The organism is Pseudomonas sp. H1_D05 (assembly GCF_054682705.1).
In genome coordinates this window covers 3,638,974-3,664,623 of sequence record NZ_CP162825.1, presented here as the reverse complement: position 1 = coordinate 3,664,623, position 25,650 = coordinate 3,638,974, and the positions used below count along the sequence as shown (strand labels likewise).

The window sequence follows — 25,650 nt, the reverse complement described above, 5'->3', positions numbered from 1 at the left end:
TTCCTCCCGGCCGATATGCTCGACCGAGACATAGCTCAGCGTGTTAATGCGGGTGACGGAGAATTGACGGCACTCTCGCGTCCCGGCGTCTTGACCGGGGTCGGTGCAGTTTGTGTGCCAGCACGCTTCAACGCAGCATCCGGTTGCGCATGGGCGGTTCCAGTGCCGGTCAGGCTGCGGCGTACATCGAGGTTTCGCGACACCACCAGCACGACGCGACGGTTCTTCGCGCGGCCTTCAGCGGTGGCGTTGTTGGCCACCGGCTGGAACTCACCGTAACCCACTGATGCCAGGCGACCAGGGTTGACACCCTGCATTGCCAGCATGCGCACGATGCTCGCCGAGCGCGCCGAGGACAGCTCCCAGTTGGTCGGGTACTGCGCGGTGCGGATCGGTTGATCGTCAGTGAAACCCTCGACATGGATCGGGTTATCGAACGGTTTCAGAATCGCTGCAACCTTGTCGATGATGTTGAAGGCGATGTCACTCGGCATGGCGTCGCCGCTGCCGAACAACAGGCTGGAGTTGAGTTCGATCTCGACCCACAACTCGTTGCCGCGCACGGTCATCTGATTCGAGCTGATCAAATCGCCGAACGCGGCGCTGATGTCATCGGCGATACTTTTCAGCGGATCGCTGGCACCGGCAATACCGGCGTCAACCTGCTCAGCGTCCTTGACCAGCGGCTTGGCCGGGGTCACGGTCTTCGGTCGTTCATCGCCAATCGGGATCGGTTTGAGCGAGCGGTCGGAGTCGGTGAAGACGCCGATCAGCGCTTCGGAAATGACTTTGTACTTGCCTTCGTTGATCGACGAAATCGAGTACATGACCACGAAGAACGCAAACAGCAGCGTGATGAAGTCAGCGTAGGAAACCAGCCAGCGTTCGTGGTTTACATGCTCTTCCTGGTGGCGACGACGTGCCATGAGGTTATTCCCTTAATCCATGAAGCCTTGCAGCTTCAACTCAATGGAGCGAGGGTTTTCACCTTCGGCGATCGACAAGATCCCTTCCAGCAACATTTCGCGATAACGCGACTGCCGCAACGCGATTGACTTCAGCTTGGCCGCCACTGGCAGCAACACCAGGTTGGCACTGGCCACGCCGTAAATGGTCGCGACGAACGCCACGGCGATGCCGCTGCCCAGTTGTGTTGGATCAGCCAAGTTGCCCATCACGTGGATCAGGCCCATCACCGCACCGATGATGCCGATGGTTGGCGCGTAGCCGCCCATGCTTTCAAAGACTTTCGCCGCTTCGATGTCGCGGGCTTCCTGGGTGTAGAAATCCACTTCGAGGATGCTGCGGATCGCTTCCGGCTCGGCGCCATCGACCAGCAGTTGCAGGCCTTTGCGCGAGTAGTTGTCAGGTTCGGCATCGGCCACGCCTTCCAGGCCCAGCAGGCCTTCCTTGCGCGCGGTGAGGCTCCAGTTGACGACGCGATCGATACCACCGGCCAGATCGACCCGTGGTGGAAACAGGATCCACGCCAGAATCTGCATGGCGCGTTTGAACGCGCTCATCGGCGATTGCAGCAGTGCGGCACCGATGGTGCCGCCCAGTACGATCAATGCCGCCGGGCCGTTGGCCAGCGCACCGAGGTGACCACCTTCAAGGTAGTTACCACCGATGATGGCGACGAACGCCATGATGATCCCGATAAGGCTTAAAACATCCATCAGAGACACGCCTCGACAATGTGCTTGCCGATGTCGTCGAGGCTGTACACCGCGTCGGCGAGGTCGGCTTTAACGATGGCCATCGGCATGCCGTAGATCACGCAGCTTGCCTCATCCTGTGCCCACACCGCGCTGCCGCCCTGCTTGAGCAGACGCGCGCCTTCACGGCCGTCGGCGCCCATGCCGGTCAACACCACCGCCAGAACTTTGTCGCCGTAGGATTTCGCCGCCGAACCGAAGGTGATGTCCACACACGGCTTGTAGTTCAGACGCTCGTCGCCCGGGAGGATTTTCACCGCGCCACGGCCATCGATCATCATTTGCTTGCCACCCGGTGCCAGCAACGCCAGGCCCGGACGCAGGATGTCGCCATCCTCGGCTTCCTTGACGCTGATGCGGCAGAGCTTGTCGAGACGTTCGGCGAAGGCCTTGGTGAACGCTGCCGGCATGTGCTGGATCAGCACGATCGGCGCCGGGAAATTCGCCGGCAACTGAGTCAGCACGCGTTGCAGCGCAACCGGGCCACCAGTCGAGGTCCCGATGGCAACCAGTTTGTAGGCCTTGCGTTTCGGTGCAGGCGACGAGGCGCTGGCGGCTGGAGCGCGAGTCGGCGCTGGAGCTGGAGCCGGACGCGTTGGTGCACTGGTGCTGTGGCTGCTGAAGCTCGATGCTGCCGGAGCAGGCGTCGGCGCTGGTGCAGCAACCGGCGCAGGCGCGCTGTAGGCACTGAAACGACGATTACTGCGCGAGATGCTATGCACCTTCTCGCACAGCAGTTGCTTGACCTTCTCCGGATTGCGCGAGATGTCTTCGAAATTCTTCGGCAGGAAATCCACCGCGCCGGCGTCCAGCGCATCCAGGGTGACCCGGGCGCCTTCGTGCGTCAGCGAGGAGAACATCAAAACCGGGGTCGGGCAGCGCTGCATGATGTGCCGCACTGCCGTGATGCCGTCCATCATCGGCATCTCGTAGTCCATGGTGATCACGTCCGGCTTGAGTGCCAGGGCCTGATCGATCGCCTCTTTACCGTTGGTAGCGGTGCCGACCACCTGAATGCTCGGATCCGCTGAAAGAATTTCCGAGACGCGGCGGCGGAAAAAACCCGAATCGTCCACCACCAGGACTTTGACTGCCATAAACACTCCATTAGGTGCAGCGGGACGTTGTCGTCCCGCCGCCCCGGATTCAAATACGCCGTGCGGCGTAACGCTTGAGCATGCTTGGAACATCGAGAATCAGCGCGATGCGGCCGTCACCGGTAATGGTGGCGCCGGACATGCCCGGAGTGCCCTGCAGCATTTTGCCCAATGGCTTGATGACCACTTCTTCCTGACCGACCAGTTGATCGACGACGAAGCCGATCCGCTGGGTGCCCACCGAAAGGATCACCACGTGGCCTTCACGCTGCTCTTCGTGAGCGGCGGAGCTGACCAGCCAGCGCTTGAGGTAGAACAACGGCAGCGCCTTGTCCCGCACGATCACCACTTCCTGACCGTCGACGACGTTGGTGGTCGACAGGTCGAGGTGGAAGATTTCGTTGACGTTGACCAGCGGGAACGCAAACGCCTGATTGCCGAGCATGACCATCAGGGTTGGCATGATCGCGAGGGTCAGCGGTACCTTGATGACGATCTTCGAGCCCCGGCCCTTGGTCGAGTAAATGTTGATCGAACCGTTGAGCTGGGAAATCTTGGTCTTCACCACGTCCATGCCGACACCGCGGCCGGACACGTCGGAGATCTCGGTCTTGGTCGAGAAACCCGGGGCGAAGATCAGGTTGTAGCACTCGGTATCGCTCAGGCGATCGGCTGCGTCCTTGTCCATCACGCCGCGCTTTACCGCGATGGCGCGCAGGACGTTCGGGTCCATGCCTTTGCCGTCATCGGAAATCGACAACAGGATGTGGTCGCCTTCCTGCTCGGCGGCCAGAACAACACGACCGCCACGGGCCTTGCCCGATGCCTCGCGCTCTTCCGGCGACTCGATGCCGTGGTCGACCGCGTTGCGCACCAAGTGGACCAGCGGGTCGGCCAGGGCCTCGACAAGGTTTTTGTCGAGGTCGGTTTCTTCACCCACCAGTTCCAGGTTGATCTCTTTCTTCAGCTGACGAGCCAAGTCGCGAACCAGACGCGGGAAGCGCCCGAAGACCTTCTTGATCGGCTGCATCCGCGTCTTCATCACCGCGGTCTGCAAGTCAGCCGTGACCACGTCGAGGTTCGACACGGCCTTGGACATGGCTTCGTCGCCGCTGTTGAGGCCCAGGCGCACCAGACGGTTACGCACCAGCACCAACTCGCCGACCATGTTCATGATTTCGTCGAGACGGGCCGTGTCGACGCGCACGGTGGTTTCGGCTTCGCTCGCCGGTTTTTCTGGCGGCGGTGCGGCGGCAGCACGGGCCGGAGCCGGTGCAGCAGCGGCAGCCGGTTTCGGCGCTTCGGCTTTCGGCTCAGGCTTGGGAGCTGCCTTTGGCGCAGCAGCCGGAGCGGCCGCAGCCTTGGCGGCAGGCGCAGCCACCGTGGAAGCAGCGCCGGCAGTCGCGGCGCCAACGTCAGTGAACTTGCCTTTGCCGTGCAATTCGTCGAGCAGCGATTCGAACTCGTGATCGCTGATCAGATCGCTGCCGGCTGCGGCGGCTGCCGGCGCGGCTGGCGCAGCCGGTGCCGAGGCAATTGCTGATTCCAGTGCTTCAACGGCAAAGTTGCCCTTGCCATGCAGTTGATCGAGCAGGGCTTCGAATTCGTCGTCGGTGATATCCGAGCTGTCGCCCGCCGCCGGGGCTGCTGGAGCCGCTGCGGTCGGTGCCACGGCATCCGCCGCGAACTGGCCTTTGCCATGCAACTGATCGAGCAACGACTCGAACTCGGCGTCAGTGATTTCGTCGCTCGCGGCTTCAGCCGCCGTTTGCGCAGGTGCAACAGCGGCCGGGGCTTCAGCTTCAGCCTTGACGGCGTTCAGCGAGTCCAGCAGTTGTTCAAATTCGTTATCGGTGATGTCGCCCGACGAGTCGCCTTCAACGACCAGTTCTTCGATCATCTCGGCCACCGGCGATGCCGGGGCGGCGTCCGCCGATTGCGGTTCGGCCAGACGCGCCAGGGCGGCCAGCAGTTCCGGGGTAGCGGCGGTGATCGGTGCACGCTCACGAACCTCAGTGAACATGCTGTTCACCGCGTCCAGTGCTTCGAGGACAACGTCCATCAGTTCTGCATCAACGCGACGCTCACCCTTGCGCAGGATGTCGAACACGTTTTCGGCGATGTGACAGCACTCCACCAACTCGTTGAGCTGAAGGAAGCCGGCGCCCCCTTTTACAGTGTGGAAACCGCGAAAAATTGCGTTGAGCAGATCTGCGTCATCCGGACGGCTTTCCAGCTCGACCAGTTGTTCGGACAGTTGCTCAAGAATCTCGCCGGCCTCAACCAGGAAATCCTGAAGGATCTCTTCATCGGCGCCGAAGCTCATTAATGGGGTGCTCCTACAGGTCTAAAAACCCAAAAAACCTAAAATTCCACAACTCTAGAATCCGAGGCTGGATAACAAATCGTCCACATCGTCCTGACCGGACACAACGTCTTCTCGTTTATCGGCATGAATCTGCGGACCTTCACCCTGCGAGAGATGTTTTTGTGGATCTTTTTCTGCAAGCATCGCGGCGCGGTCATGTTCGATGCCCGCAAAGCGGTCGACCTGACTGGCCATGAGCACGAGTTTGAGCAAATTGCTTTCGACTTCGGTGACCAGTTGGGTCACACGCTTGATCACCTGACCGGTCAGGTCCTGGTAATCCTGGGCCAGCAGGATGTCGTTGAGATTGCTCGACACCGCACGGTTGTCCGTGCTGCTGCGTGACAGAAAACCGTCGACCCGGCGCGCCAGCTCGCGGAACTCTTCAGCCCCGACCTCGCGACGCATGAAGCGACCCCAATCGGCGCTCAAGGTCTGCGCTTCATCAGCCAGACTGTTGACCACCGGCGTGGCGCTTTCCACCAGATCCATGGTGCGGTTGGCCGCGGCTTCTGTCAGCTTGACCACATAGCCCAGGCGTTCGGTGGCGTCGGTGATTTGCGACACTTCCTCGGCCTGCGGCATGTTCGGATCGATCTGGAAGTTGACGATCGCACTGTGCAGTTCACGTGTGAGCTTGCCGACTTCCTGGTACAGGCCACGGTCACGGGTCTGATTGAGCTCATGGATCAGTTGCACAGCGTCGCCGAACCTGCCTTTTTCAAGGCTTTCGACCAGTTCGACCGCGTGTTTTTTCAGGGTCGACTCGAAATCGCCCTGTGAAGATTCGTTATGCTCCATAGCTCCCCCGCGCGTTCATCAGCCGATGCGTTCGAAAATCTTCTCGATTTTGTCTTTCAACGCCTGAGCCGTGAAAGGTTTGACTACGTAGCCGTTTACACCAGCCTGAGCGGCTTCAATGATCTGCTCGCGCTTGGCTTCTGCAGTCACCATCAGCACTGGCAAGTGCTTGAGTTTTTCATCGGCACGCACGTGACGCAGCAGGTCGATACCGGTCATGCCCGGCATGTTCCAGTCCGTTACCAGAAAGTCGATGCTTCCGCTGTTGAGCACTGGAATGGCAGTCACGCCATCATCCGCCTCGACAGTGTTGGTGAACCCCAGATCACGCAGCAGGTTCTTGATGATCCGCCGCATCGTTGAGAAGTCATCAACGATGAGGATTTTCATGTTCTTGTCCAATTCGACCTCCAAGCAGTCTTAAACGCGCCCAGCACCTGGACGCGCCATTTCAATCATTCCGGCGTAGCACTCGAAGACTGTCTGGAGCACAACAGAGCAAGACCGGTGCCGTTCATCACCGCACCAGCCTCGTTCGCAGTGTCCCCACACTGCCTTCAGCGCGCTCGCCACTCCCCCAAACGCCCCCGCAAACGGGCCGCGCACTGGCTGTGTAACTGGCTGACCCGCGATTCACTGACGCCAAGGACTTCACCGATCTCCTTGAGGTTCAGCTCTTCGTCGTAGTACAGCGCCAACACCAGTCGCTCACGCTCCGGCAAATTGGCAATCGCGTCCGCCAACGCTGCCTGGAAACGTTCATCTTCCAGATCGCGTGACGGCTCCATATGAGCACTCGCGCCATCCTCGTGCAGCCCTTCGTGTTCGCCGTCCTGCAACAGGTCGTCGAAACTGAACAGGCGACTGCCCAAGGTGTCATTCAAAATCCCGTAGTAATCGTCGAGACTCAATTGGAGTTCGGCCGCAACCTCGTGATCTTTAGCATCACGGCCGGTTTTAGCTTCAATTGAGCGAATCGCGTCGCTGACCATACGGGTATTGCGGTGAACCGAGCGTGGCGCCCAGTCCCCTTTGCGCACTTCGTCGAGCATCGCGCCGCGGATTCGTATGCCCGCGTACGTTTCGAAACTGGCGCCTTTGCTGGCGTCGTATTTGGTCGAGACTTCAAGCAGGCCGATCATCCCGGCCTGGATCAGGTCTTCGACCTGCACACTCGCCGGCAAGCGCGCCAGCAAGTGGTAGGCAATGCGTTTGACCAGTGGCGCGTAACGCTCGATCAACTCGTACTGCGCGTCACGTGCCGACTTCTTGTAGTAGTTCATACCGCTTGCGGTCATAGCACGGGCCCTGCCGTTTGCTGCACGAGGCGCTCGACGAAAAACTCAAGGTGGCCACGCGGGTTGGCGGGCAGCGGCCAGGTGTCGACCTTCTGCGCGATCGCCTTGAACGCCAGCGCGCACTTGGAACGCGGAAAGGCTTCGTACACCGCGCGCTGCTTCTGCACCGCTTTACGCACGCTTTCGTCGTAAGGCACGGCGCCGACGTATTGTAGGGCCACGTCAAGGAAGCGATCCGTGACCTTGGTCAACTTGGCGAACAGGTTGCGCCCTTCCTGCGGGCTCTGCGCCATGTTGGCGAGGACGCGGAAGCGGTTCATGCCGTAATCGCGGTTGAGCAGTTTGATCAGCGCGTAGGCGTCAGTGATCGAGGTCGGCTCATCGCAGACCACCAGCAACACTTCTTGCGCGGCGCGAACAAAACTGACTACCGAGTCACCAATACCCGCAGCGGTATCGATCACCAGTACATCGAGATTGTCACCGATGTCGCTGAACGCCTGAATCAGGCCGGCATGTTGCGCCGGGCTCAGGTGCACCATGCTCTGGGTGCCGGACGCCGCCGGCACGATGCGAATGCCACCAGGGCCTTGCAACAGCACGTCGCGCAGCTCGCACCGGCCTTCGATGACGTCGGCCAGCGTGCGTTTAGGGGTCAGCCCCAACAATACGTCAACGTTCGCCAGACCCAGGTCGGCGTCCAGCAGCATGACCCGACGGCCAAGCTCTGCCAGCGCCAGCGACAAGTTCACTGACACGTTAGTCTTGCCGACGCCACCTTTGCCGCCGGTCACCGCGATCACCTGTACGGGATGCATGCTGCCCATGTTATTTCTTTACCTTGTCTTGCATAGACGGAGGCCACATTACTGGCTGCGCGTTCACAACCGGAACAATGCATGGCAGACCATCGATGTAGGTACAAAAACTGTTCATGAATACCTCAGCCTACCTGCTTGGTCGGGCTGTGATAGATATCAGCGAACATGTCAGCCATGGCTTCTTCGCTGGGTTCTTCCTGCATTTGCACGCTGACGGCGCGGCTGACCAGTTGATGACGGCGCGGCAGATGCAAATCATCCGGAATCCGTGGGCCATCGGTCAGGTACGCGACCGGCAATTCATGACTGATCGCCAGGCTCAACACTTCGCCAAGGCTGGCCGTTTCATCCAGTTTAGTCAGGATGCAGCCGGCAAGCCCGCAACGCTTGTAACTGTGATAAGCGGCGGTTAGAACCTGTTTCTGGCTGGTGGTTGCCAAGACCAGATAATTTTTTGAACGAATGCCACGCCCGGCCAGACTTTCCAGCTGCATGCGCAGGGCCGGATCGCTGGCTTGCAGGCCGGCAGTATCGATCAATACCACGCGTTTGCGCAGCAGTGGATCCAGCGCTTGCACCAGCGATTGGCCCGGATCGACATGGGTCACTGGCACATTGAGAATGCGGCCCAGCGTCTTCAGTTGTTCCTGAGCGCCGATACGGAAACTGTCCATGCTCACCAGCGCGACATTCTGCGCGCCGTATTTCAGCACATAACGCGCGGCCAGCTTGGCGAGTGTAGTGGTCTTGCCCATGCCGGCAGGACCGACCATGGCAATGATACCGCCCTCTTCCAGTGGCTCGACTTCCGGTACGGCAATCATCCGGGCCAGATGCGCGAGCAGCATGCGCCAAGCCTGACGCGGTTCTTCGATATCAGTGATCATCGCCAGCAGATCGCGCGACAACGGGCCGGACAGGCCGATACGTTGCAGACGGCGATACAGGTTGGCTTGCGCCGGACGGCTGCCTTGCAGCTGATTCCAGGCCAGGGTGCCGAGCTGAACTTCCATCAGCTCGCGCAGGCTGTTCAATTCAAAGCGCATCGAATCCAGTGCACGCGGATCGATACCACCGGAGGACTGCGCAGGTGCCGGGGCCGGACGCGCCGGAGCGGCGTAAGTCGGCTCGGTCAGCGGTTCAGCGGCGGTCAGCGGCAGGCCGGCGGTCAACGGCAGCCCGGCGAAAATCTGGCGATTGCTATTGCCATCGGCTTCGCCACGCAGGCTCAACTCGGCCTGAGCGGTGACGATGCGCGACTGGGTCTTGCGCAGTTCGTCCTCGAGCTCCATGTTCGGAACCCGTGGCGCCAGCGCCGACAATTTGTAATCCAGTGCCGCCGTCAGCTCGACACCGCCGGCAATGCGGCGGTTGCCAATGATGGCGGCATCAGCGCCCAGCTCATCACGAACCAGCTTCATGGCCTGACGCATATCGGCGGCAAAGAAACGCTTAACTTGCATAAACCACTACCTCAGCCGTTGGGCCCTACTGTCGCAACGATGGTCACTTGCTTGTTGTCCGGTATTTCCTGGTAGGCCAGCACATGCAGTCCAGGGACGGCGAGGCGGCCAAAGCGCGAAAGCATCGCGCGGATCGGGCCGGCGACCAAAAGGATCACCGGCTGACCTTGCATTTCCTGACGCTGCGCCGCTTCGATGAGCGAACGCTGCAGCTTCTCGGCCATGCTTGGCTCCAGCAGAACGCCCTCTTCCGAGCCTTGTCCTGCCTTCTGCAGACTATTGAGCAATATTTGTTCCAACCTTGGTTCCAAGGTGATCACAGGCAGCTCCGACTCAGTGCCTACAATGCTTTGGACGATGGCGCGAGATACGCCGACCCGCACAGCAGCCACCAGCGCGGCGGTATCTTGACTCTTCGCGGCGTTGTTGGCGATGGCTTCGGCAATGCTGCGGATATCGCGCACCGGCACGTGTTCGGCGAGCAGCGCTTGCAGCACTTTGAGCAACTGCGACAACGTGACCACACCCGGCACCAGCTCTTCTGCCAGTTTCGGCGAGCTTTTGGCCAGCAATTGCATGAGTTGCTGCACTTCTTCGTGGCCGATCAGCTCGCTGGAGTGCTTGTACAGAATCTGGTTCAAGTGCGTCGCGACCACGGTGCTGGCGTCGACCACGGTGTAACCGAGCGATTGTGCCTGGGCGCGCTGGCTGATTTCGATCCACACCGCCTCGAGGCCGAAAGCCGGATCTTTGGCGTTGATACCGTTGAGCGTGCCGTACACCTGGCCCGGGTTGATCGCCAGTTCGCGATCTGGATAGATCTCGGCTTCGGCGAGAATCACGCCCATCAGGGTCAGGCGATAGGCGCTCGGCGCCAGATCGAGGTTGTCGCGGATGTGCACGGTCGGCATGAGGAAGCCCAGATCCTGCGAGAGCTTCTTGCGCACGCCCTTGATCCGCGCCAGCAATTGCCCGCCCTGGTTACGATCCACCAGCGGAATCAGGCGATAGCCGACTTCCAGGCCGATCATGTCGATCGGCGTCACGTCGTCCCAGCCCAGCTCTTTGGTTTCCATGGCGCGGGCCGGCGACGGCAGCAAATCCTGCTGGCGCTTGACCTCTTCCAACGCCACGACTTTAGCGACGTTCTGCTTTTTCCAGAACAGGTACGCGCCGCCAGCGGCCAGCGCAGCCATGCTCAGGAACGAGAAGTGCGGCATGCCCGGCACCAGGCCCATGACCGCCATCAGACCGGCGGCCACCGCCAGCGCTTTTGGCGAGGCGAACATCTGTCGATTGATCTGCTTGCCCATGTCTTCCGAACCGGAAGCACGGGTCACCATGATCGCCGCCGCTGTTGATAACAACAGTGAGGGCAATTGCGCCACCAAACCGTCACCGATGGTCAACAAGGCGTAAACCTTGCCGGCATCGCCGAAGCTCATGTTGTGCTGGAAGATACCGACGGCCATACCGCCGATGAGGTTGATGAACAGAATCAGCAGGCCGGCAATGGCGTCACCACGGACGAATTTGCTGGCACCGTCCATCGAACCGTAGAACTCGGCCTCTTGGGCGACTTCCTGACGGCGCATCTTGGCCTGGTTCTGGTCGATCAGACCGGCGTTGAGGTCGGCGTCGATCGCCATTTGTTTGCCGGGCATCGCATCGAGAGTAAAGCGCGCGCTCACCTCGGAAATCCGTCCGGCACCCTTGGTCACCACGACGAAGTTGATGATCATCAAGATCGCGAAGACCACGATACCGACCACGTAGTTACCGCCGATCACCACCTCACCGAAGGCCTGAATCACCTTACCGGCAGCGGCGTGGCCGTCCTGACCGTGGAGCATCACCACCCGCGTCGAGGCCACGTTCAACGCCAGCCGCAACAGCGTCGCGACCAGCAGAATCGTCGGGAACACGGCGAAATCCAGCGGTCGCAGCGCATACACGCAGACCAGCAGGACGACGATCGACAGGGCAATGTTGAAGGTGAAGAACACGTCGAGCAGGAACGGCGGCACCGGCAACATCATCATCGCCAGCATGACCAGCAGCAACAACGGCACGCCCAGATTGCCTCGACTGAGGTCGGCAACGTTTGTGCGAGCAGTGTTGAATAACTGAGAGCGATCCACCGGTTTTCCCCGTTCCTTTAAAGCAAACTTTTGACGCCCAGAGCGGGCTCACGGCGGGTACTGCAAGAAGCTTTCCAACTTTTGCCGGGGAATGAAATAGAGGGGTTTGATCAAGGAATTTTTGCTGATTGGGCCGGCCCTTTCGCGAGCAGGCTCGCTCCCACAGGGAACCGCATTCCAAATGTCAGATTGAAATGCAATCCAAATGTGGGAGCGAGCCTGCTCGCGAAGGGGCCCTCATGTTCGGCGCAAATTTCTTCATTTAAACGAAGCTGTTTAAAAGACACCGCCAGACACGCCTTTCAGGCTACAAATCCTTGCGCCATTGCCTACAGCCAAGCCAGAATCCGCCGGCTTGTGCGCCTTGGGGGCGGGTTCTATTGTGGATCGGTCGCTGACGAATCAGTGATCGGGTCTCGCAGCCCGTCGATCTCTGGACGCACAACACCCGCTTTTTTATGGCGGCTGTACGTGGGAGACCTTCGGGTCTGCCGGTTCTAGAGTCCCGGTCTGCGACCTGCATATAGCTGCCACCCTCATTCATCTCGCAGCGAACGTTGGCAGCTCCAATGACTCTAGGAGCTTCACCATGACCAAACCAACACCCAACCCACCCGAAACCGACCCCGCCTCCCCCTACGAATCCCTCGATTCAAAAAAGCTTAACGACGCCGCCGAACGCGCGCTCGATCACTACCTCTGCCCACCCGGCTCCACGCCACCACCGCGTAAAACCCGCCGGATGTACGCCGTTACCGCCGACTTCAAAAACGAGGAACTGCTGGCCGATGCCAGCGAAACACTCGCCTCAGCCAGAACCATCGCCCATGACTTCACCCACCTGATACCCGCGTCGCAGCGCAGGACGCTGTTGGGGATCGCGCAACTGATCATGCTCGGCGAGCTGGCGGTGAATCGGGTGATGGATAATCTGGAGTTGCCGCAGTAGCGACACGCGATGATCGTTCCCACGCTCCTGCGTGGGAATGCCTCAACGGACGCTCCGCGTTCGGCTCTGGAAGGGACGCGGAGCGTCCCGGGCTGCATTCCCACGCAGAGCGTGGGAACGATCATAAAAAACCGCCGCCCCGTTCAGCGGCTTTGCGATCAATTGCTCAATACCAAGTAATTTGGGGACGGATTTATTTAACCAGTGAGCGGGGTTTGATCGAGATTTTTCTGCTGACCGGGATGGCCCTTTCGCGAGCAAGCTCGCTCCCACAGGGAAACGCATTCCAAATGTGGGAGCGAGCTTGCTCGCGAAGGGGCCAGTGAAGTCAGCGCAATGCGCTTCTTAAACTCTGGTGTTTAAAAGACACTTCAGGACACGCCTTCCAGGCTACAAATTCTTGCGCCATTGCCTACAGCTACGCCAGAATCCGCCGGCTTGTGCGCTTTGGGGGCGGGTTCTATTGTGGGTCGGTCGTTGACGAATCAGCGATCGGGTTTAGCGACCCGGACCATCTCAGTGCATCAGCGTTCGTGGCTTCGTTGTGGGACTCTTCGCCCGCAATTACGTTATGGCGGCTGTATGCGGGAGACCTTTGGGTCTACCGGGGTGCCTGTGACCGGTTCGCTAACCTGCGTACAGCTGCCACCTTCACTTGTTTAGCGACAGGGAAAGAGTGGCTCCATAACCTCAGGAGCTTCACCATGATCAAACCAACACCCAACCCACCCGAAACCGATCCCGCCTCCCCCTACGAATCCCTCGATTCAAAAAAGCTTAACGACGCCGCCGAACGCGCGCTCGATCACTACCTCTGCCCACCCGGCTCCACGCCACCACCGCGTAAAACCCGCCGGATGTACGCCGTTACCGCCGACTTCAAAAACGAGGAACTGCTGGCCGATGCCAGCGAAACACTCGCCTCAGCCAGAACCATCGCCCATGACTTCGCCCACCTCATACCCGCGTCGCAGCGCAGGACGCTGTTGGGGATCGCGCAACTGATCATGCTCGGCGAGCTGGCGGTGAATCGGGTGATGGATAATCTGGAGTTGCCGCAGTAGCGACACGCGATGATCGTTCCCACGCTCCTGCGTGGGAATGCCTCAACGGACGCTCCGCGTTCGGCTCTGGAAGGGACGCGGAGCGTCCCGGGCTGCATTCCCACGCAGAGCGTGGGAACGATCAATGAGACGTTGTGATTGCTCGCGAAGGCGACCTTACAACCAACGCATGTTTCAGCCATAAAAAACGCCGCACCGCGCAGTCGGGACGGCGTTTTTTAATGCCGGTTACTGCGCAGTCAAAATCTGCTTGGGTGCAATATCGCCGAAGCTCAGTTGCTTGCCGTTGACGTAGCGCGTACCCCGCAAAATCTGCTCACCTTCGACCTCAACGAAGTCCTCATCCATGTACATCAGCACGACCTTGGTCACTGGCGCAATGACTCCAGGGATCATCAGATCGGTTTGCAGCAGATTGAGCGCCCAATGAAACTGGATGGCCGGCAAATCTCCGATTTCGATCTGACCCGTGTCATCCAGCGATCTGAAGTCTCTGCGTGCAGTCACGCGGAATTTTCGCCCGACCTGCACAAACTCCGGTTTGCCATAACGCACCTGCCGATGAGGGCCGGTCGCCCATTGATCGTTGTAATAACTAGGCGAGGTGAAGAGTTCGAACAACGCCTGATTGTCGCGGATGTTTCCCGCTGCACCGAACAGGTAGTTGTAGGAATAGTGGTTAGCCAGGCCGTCCAGTTCAGGCCTGATCGCGTTGATCGGGTTGTCGAGATAATCCGGGATATAAGCATTGGCCATCTGTTTGAAATGGGTGAAATCCAGATCCATGTCGAAAGTGACGGTGTAGCAGATGGCCCGCTCTTTCGGGTTCTGTTCCAGTCGCCCTGACACATATTCCAGGCCCATGCCCTCGAGTTTTCGGTAAATGCGCTCTGCCATGATCATGCTCTCCTGATTCGGTAAACTTGCGCCCCTATATCGATGTCATGGACAGCCATCCGTCTACTGTAAGAGTTGACAGGTGGATGGCACTTCCAGACCAACGGTCTCTCGACGATGTAGCGAACCAAAAGAGGACATCTGCAAAGCCACCGCTCATCGGAAATACTCGATCACCTGTCAGATCTGACAGTGGCGAGAATTCTTACTTCCTGCATCAAATGGAGCCTTTCCAGGCAATCACTCGAACGCAGGAGACACCCCATGAACTCAATTTCAGCAGTCACCGATCCAGCGGCGCCAAAAGTACTTGAGGCACACGGCTCCGCAGGGGATCAACTTGACTTCGATCATGTCTATTTCGCCCAACACGTTACCGCTCAAGTTCCGCACTACACCGGCATGGCCCGCGGCCATACGGTTCGCATCACTTGGGAAAACCCTCGGCACACCTACCACTCGGAGGTGATCACCGTGGGAACCCCTGGCACCATCGACATCCGCATTCCGCGCCTGGAGGTGATCGATAGCATTGGCCATACGGTGAAGGTCTTTTACACGGTACGTACGGCCCCGGGCACGACCTTGATTCCTTCGCGCTATTTGCTGCTGCACATTCTCCCTCAGTCATTCGATCTCCTGGCACCGACCCTGTCGAGTGATCAGGAAACTGTTAGCGTCAACTACGCAGGCATGACGACTGGCTATACGGTACGTTTGCGCGCTACCGCCAACACGCTATGGGAAAGTGATACGCGACCCGTTCAGGCAGGTGTCACGCCAGTCTTTACACTTCCTTCTGACTGGCGAACAAACAATCGCGGCGCCGATGCCCTGATCAATTACACCGTGTACAAATCGGGAAGTGGTGAGCGGTTGATGTTTTCGAAGGTGTTGAGGGTGCTCGTGGGCGAGGCAGTACCGGGTCCGGATCTACTCGAGAACTTTGACGCTTACCCGGATCGCTCCATCGCGCCCGGTCAAAGCTTCGATCTGGCAAGCATGAAAGTCACGAACCTTGGAAGATCGGGAGGACTGGTCAAACTCACAGAGGCGGGTGCAACTAACATACCGGGGAAAATCGAGCGAAAAGTCCTGGTCACAGATGGCGTCATATCCACACTAAGGCTGGATTTGCATTCGAGTTATTCCCGTGTTCGATTTTGGTACCAGGACGTGCATGTGGCTGCAACTGCGGTGTTCTATAACGCCGCTGGTAATTCACTCGGAAAAAAAGAACTGACTAATTACCACCCCGACAACAGCCCCAAGCAGCTTGATTTTTCAGCCCACGGCATCAGGCGTATAGATATTCAAAACGCCACCAGCGACGTTGTCCGATACGATAACTTCGAGCTGACTAACTAATGACAAACGCCTGATTACTGGAGATTTCTCACTTCGATGCCTCCGGATCCAAGGGAGAAAAGGGGGACGGATTTATTTGACCAGTGATTTAAACAGGGGGGCTTGGGGGGCTTGATCAAGGTTTTTCTGCTGGCCGGATTGGCCCTTTCGTGAGCAAGCTCGCTCCCACAGGGAAACGCATTCCAAATGTGGGAGCGAGCTTGCTCGCGAAGGGGCCAGTGAAGTCAGCGCAATGCGCTTCTTAAACTCTGGTGTTTAAAAGACACTTCAGGACACGCCTTCCAGGCTACAAATCCTTGCGCCTTTGCCTACAGCCAAGCCAGAATCCGCCGGCTTGTGCACCTTGGGGTCGGGTTCTATTGTGGGTCGGTCGCTGACGAATCAGCGATCGGGTTTAGCGACTCGAATTCAAGTCAAAGGTGCATCGGCGTTCCAGGCTTCGTTGCGGATCTGTTTTTTCGCGATTTCGTCATGGTGGCTGTATGCGGGAGACCTTCGGGTCTGCCGGGTGCCTTTGACCGGTTCGCTAACCTGCGTACAGCCGCCACCCTCCTGTTTAGCGACAGGTTGTAGCGGCTCCACTTCAAAGGAGCTTCACCATGATCAAACCAACACCCAACCCACCCGAAATCGATCTCGCCTCCCCCTACGAATCCCTCGATTCAAAAAAGCTCAACGACGCCGCCGAACGCGCCCTCGATCACTACCTCTGCCCACCCGGCTCCACGCCCCCACCGCGTAAGACCCGCCGGATGTACGCCGTCACCGCCGACTTCAAAAACGAGGAACTGCTGGCCGATGCCAGCGAAACACTCGCCTCAGCCAGAACCATCGCCCATGACTTCGCCCATCTCGTACCCGCGTCGCAGCGCAGGACGCTGTTGGGGATTGCGCAACTGATCATGCTCGGCGAGCTGGCGGTGAATCGGGTTATGGACAATCTGGAGTTGCCGAACTAGTTCGGGTACTGATCGTTCCCACGCTCCTGCGTGGGAATGCCTCAACGGACGCTCTGCGTTCGGCTTTGGAAGGGACGCGGAGCGTCCCGGGCTGCATTCCCACGCAGAGCGTGGGAACGATCATAAAAAACCGCCGCCCCGTTCAGCGGTTTTGCAAACGGTTGCTCAATACCGAAGGATTTTCACTTTTCCATTCTTGCTCTTGGGCAATTCGAACTCGACCTCGCCGCCCACTTTGACGTTCGCCTGCCGGGCATCGGGCAATGGAATGCTGAATCGGTATTCTTTGGCGGTGAGAAAAAAACCCGTGGCTTCGGCAAAGGAAAGGGATCGTCCCGATTGCTTCGGCGTGATGGTGCCTCTCCCGGTTTTTTCATCGTAGCTGCTGAAAATACCTTTCATTGTCGTGCTCCCTTGCACTCGCTCGCCTGACCGCGCCACGTAGGCGGCGCCACCTTGCATCAAACTGCAAAATCACGGAAAGCGCACCTGTCAGAGTTGACAGTAAAGGGAGATCTCAGACCAATGGCTGCACAGCAACGTCAGGAGTCGCGACGCAGATCCGGCGGAATCGGCAAGTCGTCCTTGAGCGGATCCGGGCGTTTGCCCTTGCCCGCACGGTACTGGCGGATCTGGTAGACGTAGGCCAGGACCTGCGCGACCGCGAGATACAGACCACCGGGAATTTCCTGCTCGAGTTCGGTGGAGTAGTAGATCGAACGCGCCAGCCCCGGCGATTCGAGGAGCATGACGTTGTTGGCTACGGCGATTTCGCGGATTTTCAGGGCGAGGAAGTCGCTGCCCTTGGCCAGCAGCACGGGTGCGCCGCCCTTCTCCGAGTCGTACTTGAGCGCGACGGCGTAGTGGGTCGGGTTGGTGATGACCACGTCGGCGTCGGGAATCGCCGCCATCATGCGCCGTTGAGACATTTCGCGCTGGGTCTGGCGGATGCGCTGTTTGACCTCCGGGCGACCCTCCTGATCCTTGTGCTCGTCGCGCACTTCCTGCTTGGTCATCAGCAGTTTCTTGTGCGCTTCCCAGAGCTGCACCGGCACATCGACAGCCGCGATGATGATCAGGCCGCAGGCCAGCCACAATGTGCTCCAGCCGACCAGCGTGACGCTGTGGATGATCGCCATTTCAAGTGGCTCGTGGGCGATCCGCAAAAAGTCATCGACGTCCGCCGACAACACCGCCAATGCCACGCCCAAAGTGATGAGGAACTTGGCCAGGGCCTTGAGCAGTTCGACCACAGCCTTGAACGAGAACATCCGCTTCAGGCCTGCCGCCGGGTTCATCCGGCTGAACTTGGGCGCCATGGAGCCCGCTGCGAACAGCCAGCCACCGAGGGAAATCGGCCCGATCAACGCGGCGAGCAACAGAGTGATCATGATCGGCTGGATCGCCAGCAGCGCCATCTGGCCCGACTGCAACAGAAACGCGCCCATGGAACCCTGATCCATGATCACTTCGCGCGACAGCGTGAAGTTCAGGCGCATCAGCTCCATCAGGTCCTCGGCCAGCATGCCGCCGAACACCAGCAGCGCACCGGCACCGGCCATGGTCACGGCCAGGGTGTTGAGTTCTTTGGAGCGGGCAATCTCACCCTTCTCACGAGAGTCTTTTTTGCGTTTGTCCGTGGGGTCTTCTGTTTTGTCCTGACCACTTTCGCTCTCTGCCATGACTCAGCGCGCCCGTGCCAGTTCGCGTAACAACTGCAAGGCCTCGGTGGCCAGCGGCTGGTACTGATTGAGAATGTCCGCCAGACCGACCCAGACGATAAACAGACCGAGCACCAGGGTCAGCGGGAAACCGATGGAGAAAATGTTCAGTTGCGGCGCCGCGCGGGTCATCACGCCAAACGCGATGTTGACCACCAGCAACGCCGTCACCGCCGGCAACACCAGCAACAATGCGGCGCCCAGCACCCAGCCGAGTTTGCCGGCCAGTTCCCAGTAATGCGCGGTCATCAGACCGCTGCCGACCGGTAGCGTGGTGAAGCTTTCAGTGAGGACTTCGAAGACCACCAGATGGCCGTTCATCGACAGGAACAGCAAAGTCACCAGCATGGTGAAGAACTGCCCGATCACCGCCACCGACACACCGTTGGCCGGGTCGACCATCGAGGCGAAGCCCATGCCCATCTGAATCGCGACAATCTGCCCGGCGACGGCAAAGGCCTGGAAAAACAGTTGCAGGGAAAACCCCAGCACCGCACCGACCAGAATCTGCTCGGCTATCAGCAGCAAGCCACTGAGATCCAGCGGGCTGACCGCCGGCATCGGCGGCAGGCTCGGCGCAATACACACGGTGATGGCCACGGCGAAATACAGGCGCACCCGGCGCGACACCAACGTCGTGCCGAACACCGGCATGACCATCAGCATCGAGGCGACGCGAAACAGCGGCAACATGAACGACGCCACCCAGGTACTGATCTGGGTGTCGGTCAGCTGAAGCAGCGATTGCATGGCTTAGCCGATGACCATCGGGATGTTTTTGTACAACTGAATGATGTATTCCATGAAGGTCTGCACGATCCACGGACCACCGATGATCAACGTCACCAGCATCACCAGCAGACGCGGGAGGAAGCTCAGGGTCTGTTCGTTGATCTGGGTCGCAGCCTGGAACATCGCCACCAGCAAGCCGACCAACAGGCTCGGCACTACCAGAATCGCGACCATCAGGGTGGTCAGCCACAACGCTTCACGAAAGATATCGACCGCAACTTCCGGCGTCATGGCGAGACACCTCCGAAACTGCTGGCCAGGGTGCCGATGATCAGCGCCCAGCCATCGACCAGCACGAACAGCATGATTTTGAACGGCAGCGAGATGATCAGCGGCGAGAGCATCATCATACCCATCGCCATCAGCACACTGGCCACGACCAGGTCGATGATCAGGAACGGAATGAAGATCATGAAGCCGATCTGGAACGCGGTTTTAAGCTCGGAGGTGACGAACGCCGGCACCAGAATGGTCAGCGGCGCCTGATCCGGCGTGGCGATGTCGGTGCGTTTGGACAGGCGCATGAACAGCTCCAGATCGCTGGTGCGGGTCTGGGCGAGCATGAAGTCCTTGATCGGCACCTGAGCTTTTTCGACCGCTTGCTGGGCGGTAAGGGTTTCCGCCAGATACGGTTGCAGCGCGTCCTTGTTCACCCGGTCGAACACCGGGGCCATGATGAACATGGTCAGGAACAGCGCCATGCCGGTGAGGATCTGGTTCGACGGCGTCTGTTGCAGGCCGAGGGCCTGACGCAGGATCGAGAAGACGATGATGATCCGGGTGAAACTGGTCATCAGAATCACGGCCGCCGGAATGAAGCTCAGGGCGGTCATGATCAGCAGGATCTGCAGACTGACCGAATACTCCTGCGCGCCATCGGCGTTGGTGCCCAGCGTGATCGCCGGGATCGACAACGGATCGGCGGCGAACGCCAGCGGCGCGGCCAGCATCAGGGCCAGCGTCAAGACGATGCGTAACGCACCCATTACTTCTTATCCTTCTGATCCTTGCCGAGAATCTTCAGCAGATGCTGGGCAAATTCCGGGGTCGCTTTCTCGCTGGTATTCGGCACCTCGACCGGCTCTTTGAGCACGTGCAGCGCGGTGATGGTGCCGGGGCTGAGGCCGAGCAGAATCTGCTCGTTGCCGACCTGCACCAGCAGCAAACGGTCACGCGGGCCGAGCGCGCGCGAACCGATCAGCTCGATCACCTGGCCCTTGCCTGCCGGACCTGCCTGCTGCACCCGGCGCAACAGCCAGGCGAGGAAGAAGATCAACCCCAGCACCAGCAACAGGCCGAACACCAGTTGCGTCAGTTGCCCAGCCACGCCGCTGTTGACCATCGGCGCGGTGGCGGCTGGCACTGTGGTCGCCGTTGAAGGCTCGGCGGCCAGCACGCTCAATGGCAATGCCAGCAAAGCCCAGAGAAACCGTTTCACTCAGCGCAGCTTCTTGATGCGTTCGCTTGGGCTGATCACATCAGTCAGACGGATGCCGAACTTCTCGTTGACCACCACCACTTCACCGTGCGCAATCAGCGTGCCGTTAACCAGCACGTCCAGCGGCTCACCGGCCAGACGATCAAGCTCGATTACCGAACCCTGGTTGAGTTGCAGCAGGTTGCGGATGTTGATGTCGGTGCTGCCGACTTCCATCGAAATCGACACCGGGATGTCGAGGATCACGTCCAGGTTCGGGCCGTCGAGGGTCACCGGGTCGTTGTTCTTCGGCACGCTGCCGAACTCTTCCATCGGCAGGCGCGAGCCGCTGGATGCGTCAGCCGCCAGCAGCGCGTCGATGTCAGCTTGACCGTCACCGGTTTCTTCCAGGGCCGCAGCCCATTCGTCAGCCAGTGCCTGGTCGTCCTGGGCGTTCATATCGTCGTTCATCATTTGTCCTCGGCGGGCAAAAATTCAGTTAAATGCTTGGGGTAGGAGCGCCGTTTCAGCGACGCTCGATCGGCTCGATCACTTGCAACGCGAGGTTGCCTTTGTGCGAGCCCATCTTGACCTTGAAGGCCGGCACGCCATTGGCGCGCATGATCATGTCTTCCGGCATTTCGACCGGGATCACGTCACCCGGCTGCATGTGCAGGATGTCGCGCAGTTTCAACTGGCGGCGCGCCACGGTGGCGCCGATGGGTACGTCGACATCGAGGACGTCCTGACGCAGCGCGTTGACCCAGCGCTCGTCCTGATCGTCGAGGTCGGACTGGAAACCGGCGTCGAGCATTTCGCGCACCGGCTCGATCATCGAGTACGGCATGGTCACGTGCAGGTCGCCGCCGCCGCCATCGAGTTCGATGTGGAACGTGGAGACCACGATCGCTTCGCTTGGGCCGACGATGTTGGCCATGGCCGGGTTCACTTCCGAGTTGATGTACTCGAAATTGACTTCCATGATCGCCTGCCAGGCTTCTTTCAAATCGACGAAAGCCTGCTCCAGCACCATGCGCACCACACGCAGTTCGGTCGGGGTGAATTCACGCCCTTCGATCTTGGCGTGACGGCCGTCGCCGCCGAAGAAGTTGTCCACCAGTTTGAACACCAGTTTGGCGTCAAGGATGAACAGCGCGGTGCCGCGTAACGGTTTGATCTTGACCAGGTTGAGGCTGGTCGGCACGTACAGCGAGTGCACGTATTCGCCGAACTTCATCACCTGCACGCCACCGACGGCAACGTCCGCCGAGCGGCGCAGCATGTTGAACATGCTGATGCGGGTATAGCGGGCAAAACGCTCGTTGATCATTTCCAGAGTCGGCATGCGTCCACGGACGATGCGGTCCTGACTGGTCAGGTCGTAGCTTTTGACACTGCCGGGTTCGGCAGCGTTATCGGTCTGTACCAGACCATCGTCGACGCCATGCAACAGCGCGTCGATTTCATCCTGGGACAGCAGATCCTGCACGGCCATGTCGTGTTCCTACTGCAGTACGAAATTAGTGAAAAGCAACTGTTCGATCACCACTTTGCCCAGCTCTTTCTGCGCCACTTCCTGGACGCTGGCGGTGGCCTTCTGGCGCAACATCTCCTGGCCGACCGGGGTCGCCAAGGTGGCGAAATCCTGACCGGAGAAGAGCATCACCAGGTTGTTGCGGATCACCGGCATGTGCACTTTGAGCGCTTCCAGATCGGCCTGATTACGCGCCAGCATGGTGATGCTCACCTGCATGTAGCGCTGACGGCCGTTCTGGTTGTAGTTGGCGACAAAGGCCGGCGCCATCGGCTCGAAAATCGCCGGCTGCTTGCCGACAGGCGCTGCATCAGCGGCTTCGGCAGGCTTGCTCTGAGCGCTGTGCATGAAGAACCAGGTCGCCCCCACGGACGCGCCAATGGCCAGCAGCAACGCCAGCACGATCACAATGATCAGCTTGAGTTTGCCTTTGGTTGCGGGGTCTTTCACTGCTGCTGTTTCGCTCTTCGCCATGCCAATAATCCGTCACTAATCGGGTTTTCACAGTCGCACGGCAAGGCAAGAGCAAGTGTTATGCCAGAAGTGTCGGCCGTAGCGCAGACAACGCTAAAGTCAAAGGCACCCTCACCCCAGCCCTCTCCCGGAGGGAGAGGGGGCCGACCGAAGTGTCTTGCGTTAAACATCGACGTGAAAGACCCAGTCGATTAGAGATTCACAGCAGAAGTATCAGATCGGCGTACTTCAAGAGCATCCCCCAATCGGTCCCCTCTCCCTCCGGGAGAGGGCTAGGGTGAGGGTTTTCAGGGGGCCGACCGAGATGCAAGACGTCAAACACCGACCTGAAAGACCAAGTCGATTATGGATTCACAACAGGAATATCCGGTCGGCGTACTTCGCAAGCATCCCCCAATCAGTCCCCTCTCCCTCCGGGAGAGGGCTAGGGTGAGGGTTTTCAGGGGGCCGACCGAGGTGCAAGACGTCAAACACCGACCTGAAAGACCGAGTCGATTGGAGATTCACAGCAGAAGTATCAGATCGGCGTACTTCAAGAGCATCCCCCAATCAGTCCCCTCTCCCTCCGGGAGAGGGCTAGGGTGAGGGTTTTCAGGTGGCCGACCGAAGTGCAAGACGTCAAACATCGACCTGAAAGACCGCGTCGATTGGAGATTCACAGCAGAAGTATCAGGTCGGCGTACTTCAAGAGCATCCCCCAATCAGTCCCCTCTCCCTCTGGGAGAGGGCTAGGGTGAGGGTTTTCAGGGGGCCGACCGAGATGTCGGACGTCAAACATCGACCTGAAAGACCAAGTCGATTATGGATTCACAGCAGCAGTATCCGGTCGGCGTACTTCAAGAGCATCCCCCAATCAGTCCCCTCTCCCTCCGGGAGGGGGCTAGGCGGGCGGCGTTCCGATGAGGGGCTCTTGATTTTGCTCAGGCGTAGTAGTCGACCGCGCTGCTGCCAATCACGCTGGTGGTTTGAGCGGCGGCTTCAGCAATGGTTGCAGGCGCCAATTCGTCATCCGCCGAATCGAGGCGACCGCCGGCCGCGCTGGTGCGACCACTCTGGCCCTGCTGCGCCTGTTCCTGACCTTGTTGCCCCTGCCAGCCACGGTTCTGGTCGGAGACATTGACGTCGACCTGACCCATGCCCTGCTGGTTGAACATTTCGCGCAGGCGATGCATCTGGCCGTCCAGCGCTTCTCGCACGCTTGGATGCGCGCTCATAAAGGTCACTTGGGTCTGCTGGTCCGGAACCATGTTGACGCGAATATCCAATCGCCCCAGTTCAGCCGGCTGCAGCTGAATGTCCGCCGCCTTCAGATTGGCACTCGACAGATACATGACGCGATTGACCACTTCTTCAGTCCAGCCGCTCTGGTGCATGGCGATCGGCTGATTCACCGGTACCGCGTTCGCTGTCTTCGGCGTGGCCGCCTGCGTCAGTGCCGCCAGACGGTTGGCGAAGTCATCGACGCGGGTATCGCTGGTCGCAGTCTTGAGATCTTTGAGGCCATCGTCGATCAAGCCACTGAACGCTTTGTCACCACCCTGGCTGGTGCTGTCCTTGTCGGCTTGCACGTCGAGCATACTGGCCATGCCGGCGGCGAAGGTTTGCGCGGAAGTCAATTCACCGTCGGCCTGAGCCTGAGCCGGCGACGCTTTCGGTTGCGCCTGGCTGGCGGCGGAAATGTGCCCGCCCTGCTCCATCGCCATGCGTACCGCCGGCATCGAGTCGAGCGGGTCGGCCGAAGGGTCGAAATCGCTGTCGGTGGCCGGTGCCGGATCTTTGACCGTACCCGGCAGTGCGGCAAGCGCAGGCGTTTCGGCTTCAGGCTGGGCACTCGCGACGACCGCCGGAGTCTGCACAACTGGCGCCGTGACTACCGGCTGCACAGCGGTTGCCAATGCCGGATCGAGCGTCGGATCAACCGGCGCCGCGTCTACCACTGGCGTCTGGGCGGTGTCTGTGTTGTCGTCGCTGCTGGCGCTGCTCTCATCGGTCGCTGCGGTTTTGTCGGCAGGCAAGTCGTTGCCGCTATCGGCAACCGCCGGCTGTGCAGCGGCAGACTGATCTTTGCCGATGTCCTTTTTGCCGCTGTTGTCAGCGACCTTGTCGCGCGCCGACTTCGGCGAATTGTCAGCGGTGGCGACAGGCTTGCTCGACCCCTGATCGGCGAACACTTTAGCGAAGCTTGAGGCTTTATCCCCGGTGTCTACGGCCATAGCCGACGTTTTGGCCGAGGCAGCTTGCGCCTTGGCCTGAGCGGCATTCTGAAGAAGGATGTTGGGGGTCGCAGGCATGAAACGGTCTCCGCTGCACTGGGATCGTAGGTACAGTTGCAGAGATAACTGCAAGTGCCGGGCCAGTTTTGCCCGGCACTCGTAAAAAGCGCCGGACGGCGGGATCAGTGCGTGTGAGCAGGATGTTTTTCGCTTTCATAAACCGGGCGAACTTCAGCAAATTCGCCACTGATCTGAGCGACCAGTTTGACTATTTCCGCCGGGCTCTTATTTTTGGCTTCCGACTCCAGCTCCTGGCAGAGCGCCGCCAAACGGACAGCCCCCATATTGCTGGCGCTGCCCTTGAAGCTGTGGGCAACTTCCGACAAGACCTTGGCATCCACCGCTTTTCGCAGATCAACCAAGCGACTTTCGGAATCCGTCAGAAAGGTATCCAGCAGTTCTGGATAACCCTCCTCCATCACATCGCGCAGTACTCTCAGCGCCTCGCGATCAATATGTGTGTCAGTCACTTGTTCACTCCTTGATCAAGAATTG

At 59.4% G+C, this 25,650-nt stretch carries 26 protein-coding genes; 4 read left to right on the top strand and 22 right to left on the bottom strand.

The window, feature by feature from the left end; translation table 11 throughout:
• Nucleotides 1-35 precede the first annotated feature (35 nt).
• The 10 genes from motD to flhA all read right to left on the bottom strand — a co-directional run bounded on the left by motD (nucleotide 36) and on the right by flhA (nucleotide 11,707).
• Nucleotides 36-926, bottom strand: a complete 891-nt coding sequence (gene motD / locus AB4O11_RS16535) for a flagellar motor protein MotD (RefSeq protein WP_093439795.1) — start codon at nucleotides 924-926, stop codon at nucleotides 36-38.
• Nucleotides 927-938: 12 nt separating this feature from the next.
• Complete coding sequence (locus tag AB4O11_RS16530) at nucleotides 939-1,679, bottom strand: flagellar motor protein (RefSeq protein WP_003222929.1); 741 nt, start codon at nucleotides 1,677-1,679, stop codon at nucleotides 939-941.
• Nucleotides 1,679-2,815: a protein-glutamate methylesterase/protein-glutamine glutaminase gene (locus AB4O11_RS16525; protein ID WP_095050191.1), complete on the bottom strand. Its 1,137-nt coding sequence runs from the start codon at nucleotides 2,813-2,815 to the stop codon at nucleotides 1,679-1,681. The genes AB4O11_RS16530 and AB4O11_RS16525 overlap by 1 nt, the downstream gene beginning before the upstream one ends.
• 49 nt (nucleotides 2,816-2,864) lie before the next feature.
• The gene (locus AB4O11_RS16520; protein WP_460127525.1) at nucleotides 2,865-5,141 is read right to left on the bottom strand and encodes a chemotaxis protein CheA; all 2,277 of its coding nucleotides are present in this window, start codon (nucleotides 5,139-5,141) and stop codon (nucleotides 2,865-2,867) included.
• A 54-nt stretch (nucleotides 5,142-5,195) separates the two neighbouring features.
• The gene (locus AB4O11_RS16515) at nucleotides 5,196-5,984 is read right to left on the bottom strand and encodes a protein phosphatase CheZ (RefSeq protein WP_007920000.1); all 789 of its coding nucleotides are present in this window, start codon (nucleotides 5,982-5,984) and stop codon (nucleotides 5,196-5,198) included.
• An 18-nt stretch (nucleotides 5,985-6,002) separates the two neighbouring features.
• Complete coding sequence (locus AB4O11_RS16510) at nucleotides 6,003-6,374, bottom strand: chemotaxis response regulator CheY (RefSeq protein ID WP_161986607.1); 372 nt, start codon at nucleotides 6,372-6,374, stop codon at nucleotides 6,003-6,005.
• Nucleotides 6,375-6,541: 167 nt separating this feature from the next.
• The gene (gene fliA / locus AB4O11_RS16505; RefSeq protein WP_093439777.1) at nucleotides 6,542-7,282 is read right to left on the bottom strand and encodes an RNA polymerase sigma factor FliA; all 741 of its coding nucleotides are present in this window, start codon (nucleotides 7,280-7,282) and stop codon (nucleotides 6,542-6,544) included.
• Nucleotides 7,279-8,109: a flagellar synthesis regulator FleN gene (fleN, locus tag AB4O11_RS16500; protein WP_003222917.1), complete on the bottom strand. Its 831-nt coding sequence runs from the start codon at nucleotides 8,107-8,109 to the stop codon at nucleotides 7,279-7,281. The genes fliA and fleN overlap by 4 nt, the downstream gene beginning before the upstream one ends.
• A gap of 116 nt (nucleotides 8,110-8,225) precedes the next feature.
• Nucleotides 8,226-9,566, bottom strand: a complete 1,341-nt coding sequence (flhF, locus tag AB4O11_RS16495) for a flagellar biosynthesis protein FlhF (protein ID WP_093439773.1) — start codon at nucleotides 9,564-9,566, stop codon at nucleotides 8,226-8,228.
• Between the two features lie 11 nt (nucleotides 9,567-9,577).
• Entirely contained in the window at nucleotides 9,578-11,707 is a 2,130-nt protein-coding gene (gene flhA, locus AB4O11_RS16490) for a flagellar biosynthesis protein FlhA (protein WP_093439768.1), read from the bottom strand.
• Nucleotides 11,708-12,296: 589 nt separating this feature from the next.
• Between flhA and AB4O11_RS16485 the strand changes: the two genes are divergently transcribed.
• Together AB4O11_RS16485 and AB4O11_RS16480 are read left to right on the top strand one after the other, a co-directional pair.
• A complete protein-coding gene (locus AB4O11_RS16485; protein ID WP_460127523.1) occupies nucleotides 12,297-12,656 on the top strand; it encodes a DUF6124 family protein in 360 nt (119 codons plus the stop codon).
• 704 nt (nucleotides 12,657-13,360) lie between these two features.
• On the top strand, nucleotides 13,361-13,720 hold the full coding sequence (locus AB4O11_RS16480) for a DUF6124 family protein (protein WP_414926761.1): 360 nt from the start codon (nucleotides 13,361-13,363) through the stop codon (nucleotides 13,718-13,720).
• Between the two features lie 228 nt (nucleotides 13,721-13,948).
• Here the strand turns inward: AB4O11_RS16480 and AB4O11_RS16475 are convergent, their stop codons facing one another.
• Nucleotides 13,949-14,617 carry a hypothetical protein gene (locus AB4O11_RS16475; RefSeq protein ID WP_460127521.1) on the bottom strand — a complete coding sequence of 223 codons (669 nt, stop codon included), beginning with the start codon at nucleotides 14,615-14,617 and terminating at the stop codon, nucleotides 13,949-13,951.
• Nucleotides 14,618-14,881: 264 nt separating this feature from the next.
• On the opposite strand from AB4O11_RS16475, the gene AB4O11_RS16470 reads away from it, so the two are divergent.
• Both AB4O11_RS16470 and AB4O11_RS16465 read left to right on the top strand, forming a co-directional pair.
• Nucleotides 14,882-15,985: a hypothetical protein gene (locus AB4O11_RS16470; protein ID WP_460090192.1), complete on the top strand. Its 1,104-nt coding sequence runs from the start codon at nucleotides 14,882-14,884 to the stop codon at nucleotides 15,983-15,985.
• Between the two features lie 599 nt (nucleotides 15,986-16,584).
• Entirely contained in the window at nucleotides 16,585-16,944 is a 360-nt protein-coding gene (locus AB4O11_RS16465) for a DUF6124 family protein (RefSeq protein WP_460090191.1), read from the top strand.
• Between the two features lie 165 nt (nucleotides 16,945-17,109).
• On the opposite strand, the gene AB4O11_RS16460 is transcribed toward AB4O11_RS16465, so the two are convergent.
• The 11 genes from AB4O11_RS16460 to AB4O11_RS16410 form a co-directional block, all read right to left on the bottom strand.
• On the bottom strand, nucleotides 17,110-17,346 hold the full coding sequence (locus tag AB4O11_RS16460; RefSeq protein ID WP_093439760.1) for a hypothetical protein: 237 nt from the start codon (nucleotides 17,344-17,346) through the stop codon (nucleotides 17,110-17,112).
• A gap of 140 nt (nucleotides 17,347-17,486) precedes the next feature.
• Nucleotides 17,487-18,626, bottom strand: a complete 1,140-nt coding sequence (flhB, locus tag AB4O11_RS16455) for a flagellar biosynthesis protein FlhB (protein WP_460090190.1) — start codon at nucleotides 18,624-18,626, stop codon at nucleotides 17,487-17,489.
• Nucleotides 18,627-18,629: 3 nt separating this feature from the next.
• Nucleotides 18,630-19,415 (bottom strand): flagellar biosynthetic protein FliR, encoded by a 786-nt coding sequence (gene fliR, locus AB4O11_RS16450; protein ID WP_093439752.1) that lies wholly within the window; start codon nucleotides 19,413-19,415, stop codon nucleotides 18,630-18,632.
• A 3-nt stretch (nucleotides 19,416-19,418) separates the two neighbouring features.
• A complete protein-coding gene (gene fliQ, locus AB4O11_RS16445) occupies nucleotides 19,419-19,688 on the bottom strand; it encodes a flagellar biosynthesis protein FliQ (RefSeq protein WP_038363854.1) in 270 nt (89 codons plus the stop codon).
• A complete protein-coding gene (fliP, locus tag AB4O11_RS16440; RefSeq protein WP_016984314.1) occupies nucleotides 19,685-20,443 on the bottom strand; it encodes a flagellar type III secretion system pore protein FliP in 759 nt (252 codons plus the stop codon). Before fliP ends, fliQ begins: the two co-directional genes overlap by 4 nt.
• A complete protein-coding gene (fliO, locus tag AB4O11_RS16435; protein ID WP_093439747.1) occupies nucleotides 20,443-20,895 on the bottom strand; it encodes a flagellar biosynthetic protein FliO in 453 nt (150 codons plus the stop codon). The genes fliP and fliO overlap by 1 nt, the downstream gene beginning before the upstream one ends.
• Nucleotides 20,896-21,345, bottom strand: coding sequence for a flagellar motor switch protein FliN (gene fliN, locus AB4O11_RS16430; protein ID WP_008077656.1), 450 nt, complete (start codon nucleotides 21,343-21,345; stop codon nucleotides 20,896-20,898).
• 55 nt (nucleotides 21,346-21,400) lie between these two features.
• On the bottom strand, nucleotides 21,401-22,369 hold the full coding sequence (fliM, locus tag AB4O11_RS16425) for a flagellar motor switch protein FliM (protein WP_003222890.1): 969 nt from the start codon (nucleotides 22,367-22,369) through the stop codon (nucleotides 21,401-21,403).
• A 9-nt stretch (nucleotides 22,370-22,378) separates the two neighbouring features.
• Nucleotides 22,379-22,882: a flagellar basal body-associated protein FliL gene (gene fliL / locus AB4O11_RS16420; RefSeq protein ID WP_007920033.1), complete on the bottom strand. Its 504-nt coding sequence runs from the start codon at nucleotides 22,880-22,882 to the stop codon at nucleotides 22,379-22,381.
• Nucleotides 22,883-23,802: 920 nt separating this feature from the next.
• Nucleotides 23,803-25,173 (bottom strand): flagellar hook-length control protein FliK, encoded by a 1,371-nt coding sequence (locus AB4O11_RS16415; RefSeq protein ID WP_460127518.1) that lies wholly within the window; start codon nucleotides 25,171-25,173, stop codon nucleotides 23,803-23,805.
• A gap of 104 nt (nucleotides 25,174-25,277) precedes the next feature.
• Nucleotides 25,278-25,625 (bottom strand): Hpt domain-containing protein, encoded by a 348-nt coding sequence (locus AB4O11_RS16410; RefSeq protein ID WP_186624404.1) that lies wholly within the window; start codon nucleotides 25,623-25,625, stop codon nucleotides 25,278-25,280.
• Between the last annotated feature and the right edge of the window lie 25 nt (nucleotides 25,626-25,650).

Excerpts from the sequence above, each read along its gene's own strand:
- AB4O11_RS16475 (WP_460127521.1), bottom strand. The coding sequence starts at position 14,617 with ATGGCAGAGCGCATTTACCGAAAACTCGAGGGCATGGGCCTGGAATAT.
- fleN (WP_003222917.1), bottom strand. The coding sequence starts at position 8,109 with ATGGGCAGCATGCATCCCGTACAGGTGATCGCGGTGACCGGCGGCAAA.
- motD (WP_093439795.1), bottom strand. The coding sequence starts at position 926 with ATGGCACGTCGTCGCCACCAGGAAGAGCATGTAAACCACGAACGCTGG.
- AB4O11_RS16530 (WP_003222929.1), bottom strand. The coding sequence starts at position 1,679 with ATGGATGTTTTAAGCCTTATCGGGATCATCATGGCGTTCGTCGCCATC.
- AB4O11_RS16480 (WP_414926761.1), top strand. The coding sequence starts at position 13,361 with ATGATCAAACCAACACCCAACCCACCCGAAACCGATCCCGCCTCCCCC.
- AB4O11_RS16510 (WP_161986607.1), bottom strand. The coding sequence starts at position 6,374 with ATGAAAATCCTCATCGTTGATGACTTCTCAACGATGCGGCGGATCATC.
- AB4O11_RS16460 (WP_093439760.1), bottom strand. The coding sequence starts at position 17,346 with ATGAAAGGTATTTTCAGCAGCTACGATGAAAAAACCGGGAGAGGCACC.
- fliP (WP_016984314.1), bottom strand. The coding sequence starts at position 20,443 with ATGGGTGCGTTACGCATCGTCTTGACGCTGGCCCTGATGCTGGCCGCG.
- fliQ (WP_038363854.1), bottom strand. The coding sequence starts at position 19,688 with ATGACGCCGGAAGTTGCGGTCGATATCTTTCGTGAAGCGTTGTGGCTG.
- fliL (WP_007920033.1), bottom strand. The coding sequence starts at position 22,882 with ATGGCGAAGAGCGAAACAGCAGCAGTGAAAGACCCCGCAACCAAAGGC.
- AB4O11_RS16525 (WP_095050191.1), bottom strand. The coding sequence starts at position 2,815 with ATGGCAGTCAAAGTCCTGGTGGTGGACGATTCGGGTTTTTTCCGCCGC.
- flhB (WP_460090190.1), bottom strand. The coding sequence starts at position 18,626 with ATGGCAGAGAGCGAAAGTGGTCAGGACAAAACAGAAGACCCCACGGAC.
- AB4O11_RS16520 (WP_460127525.1), bottom strand. The coding sequence starts at position 5,141 with ATGAGCTTCGGCGCCGATGAAGAGATCCTTCAGGATTTCCTGGTTGAG.
- fliA (WP_093439777.1), bottom strand. The coding sequence starts at position 7,282 with ATGACCGCAAGCGGTATGAACTACTACAAGAAGTCGGCACGTGACGCG.
- fliN (WP_008077656.1), bottom strand. The coding sequence starts at position 21,345 with ATGAACGACGATATGAACGCCCAGGACGACCAGGCACTGGCTGACGAA.
- AB4O11_RS16465 (WP_460090191.1), top strand. The coding sequence starts at position 16,585 with ATGATCAAACCAACACCCAACCCACCCGAAATCGATCTCGCCTCCCCC.
- fliR (WP_093439752.1), bottom strand. The coding sequence starts at position 19,415 with ATGCAATCGCTGCTTCAGCTGACCGACACCCAGATCAGTACCTGGGTG.
- AB4O11_RS16515 (WP_007920000.1), bottom strand. The coding sequence starts at position 5,984 with ATGGAGCATAACGAATCTTCACAGGGCGATTTCGAGTCGACCCTGAAA.
- AB4O11_RS16485 (WP_460127523.1), top strand. The coding sequence starts at position 12,297 with ATGACCAAACCAACACCCAACCCACCCGAAACCGACCCCGCCTCCCCC.
- flhF (WP_093439773.1), bottom strand. The coding sequence starts at position 9,566 with ATGCAAGTTAAGCGTTTCTTTGCCGCCGATATGCGTCAGGCCATGAAG.
- fliM (WP_003222890.1), bottom strand. The coding sequence starts at position 22,369 with ATGGCCGTGCAGGATCTGCTGTCCCAGGATGAAATCGACGCGCTGTTG.
- AB4O11_RS16415 (WP_460127518.1), bottom strand. The coding sequence starts at position 25,173 with ATGCCTGCGACCCCCAACATCCTTCTTCAGAATGCCGCTCAGGCCAAG.
- AB4O11_RS16470 (WP_460090192.1), top strand. The coding sequence starts at position 14,882 with ATGAACTCAATTTCAGCAGTCACCGATCCAGCGGCGCCAAAAGTACTT.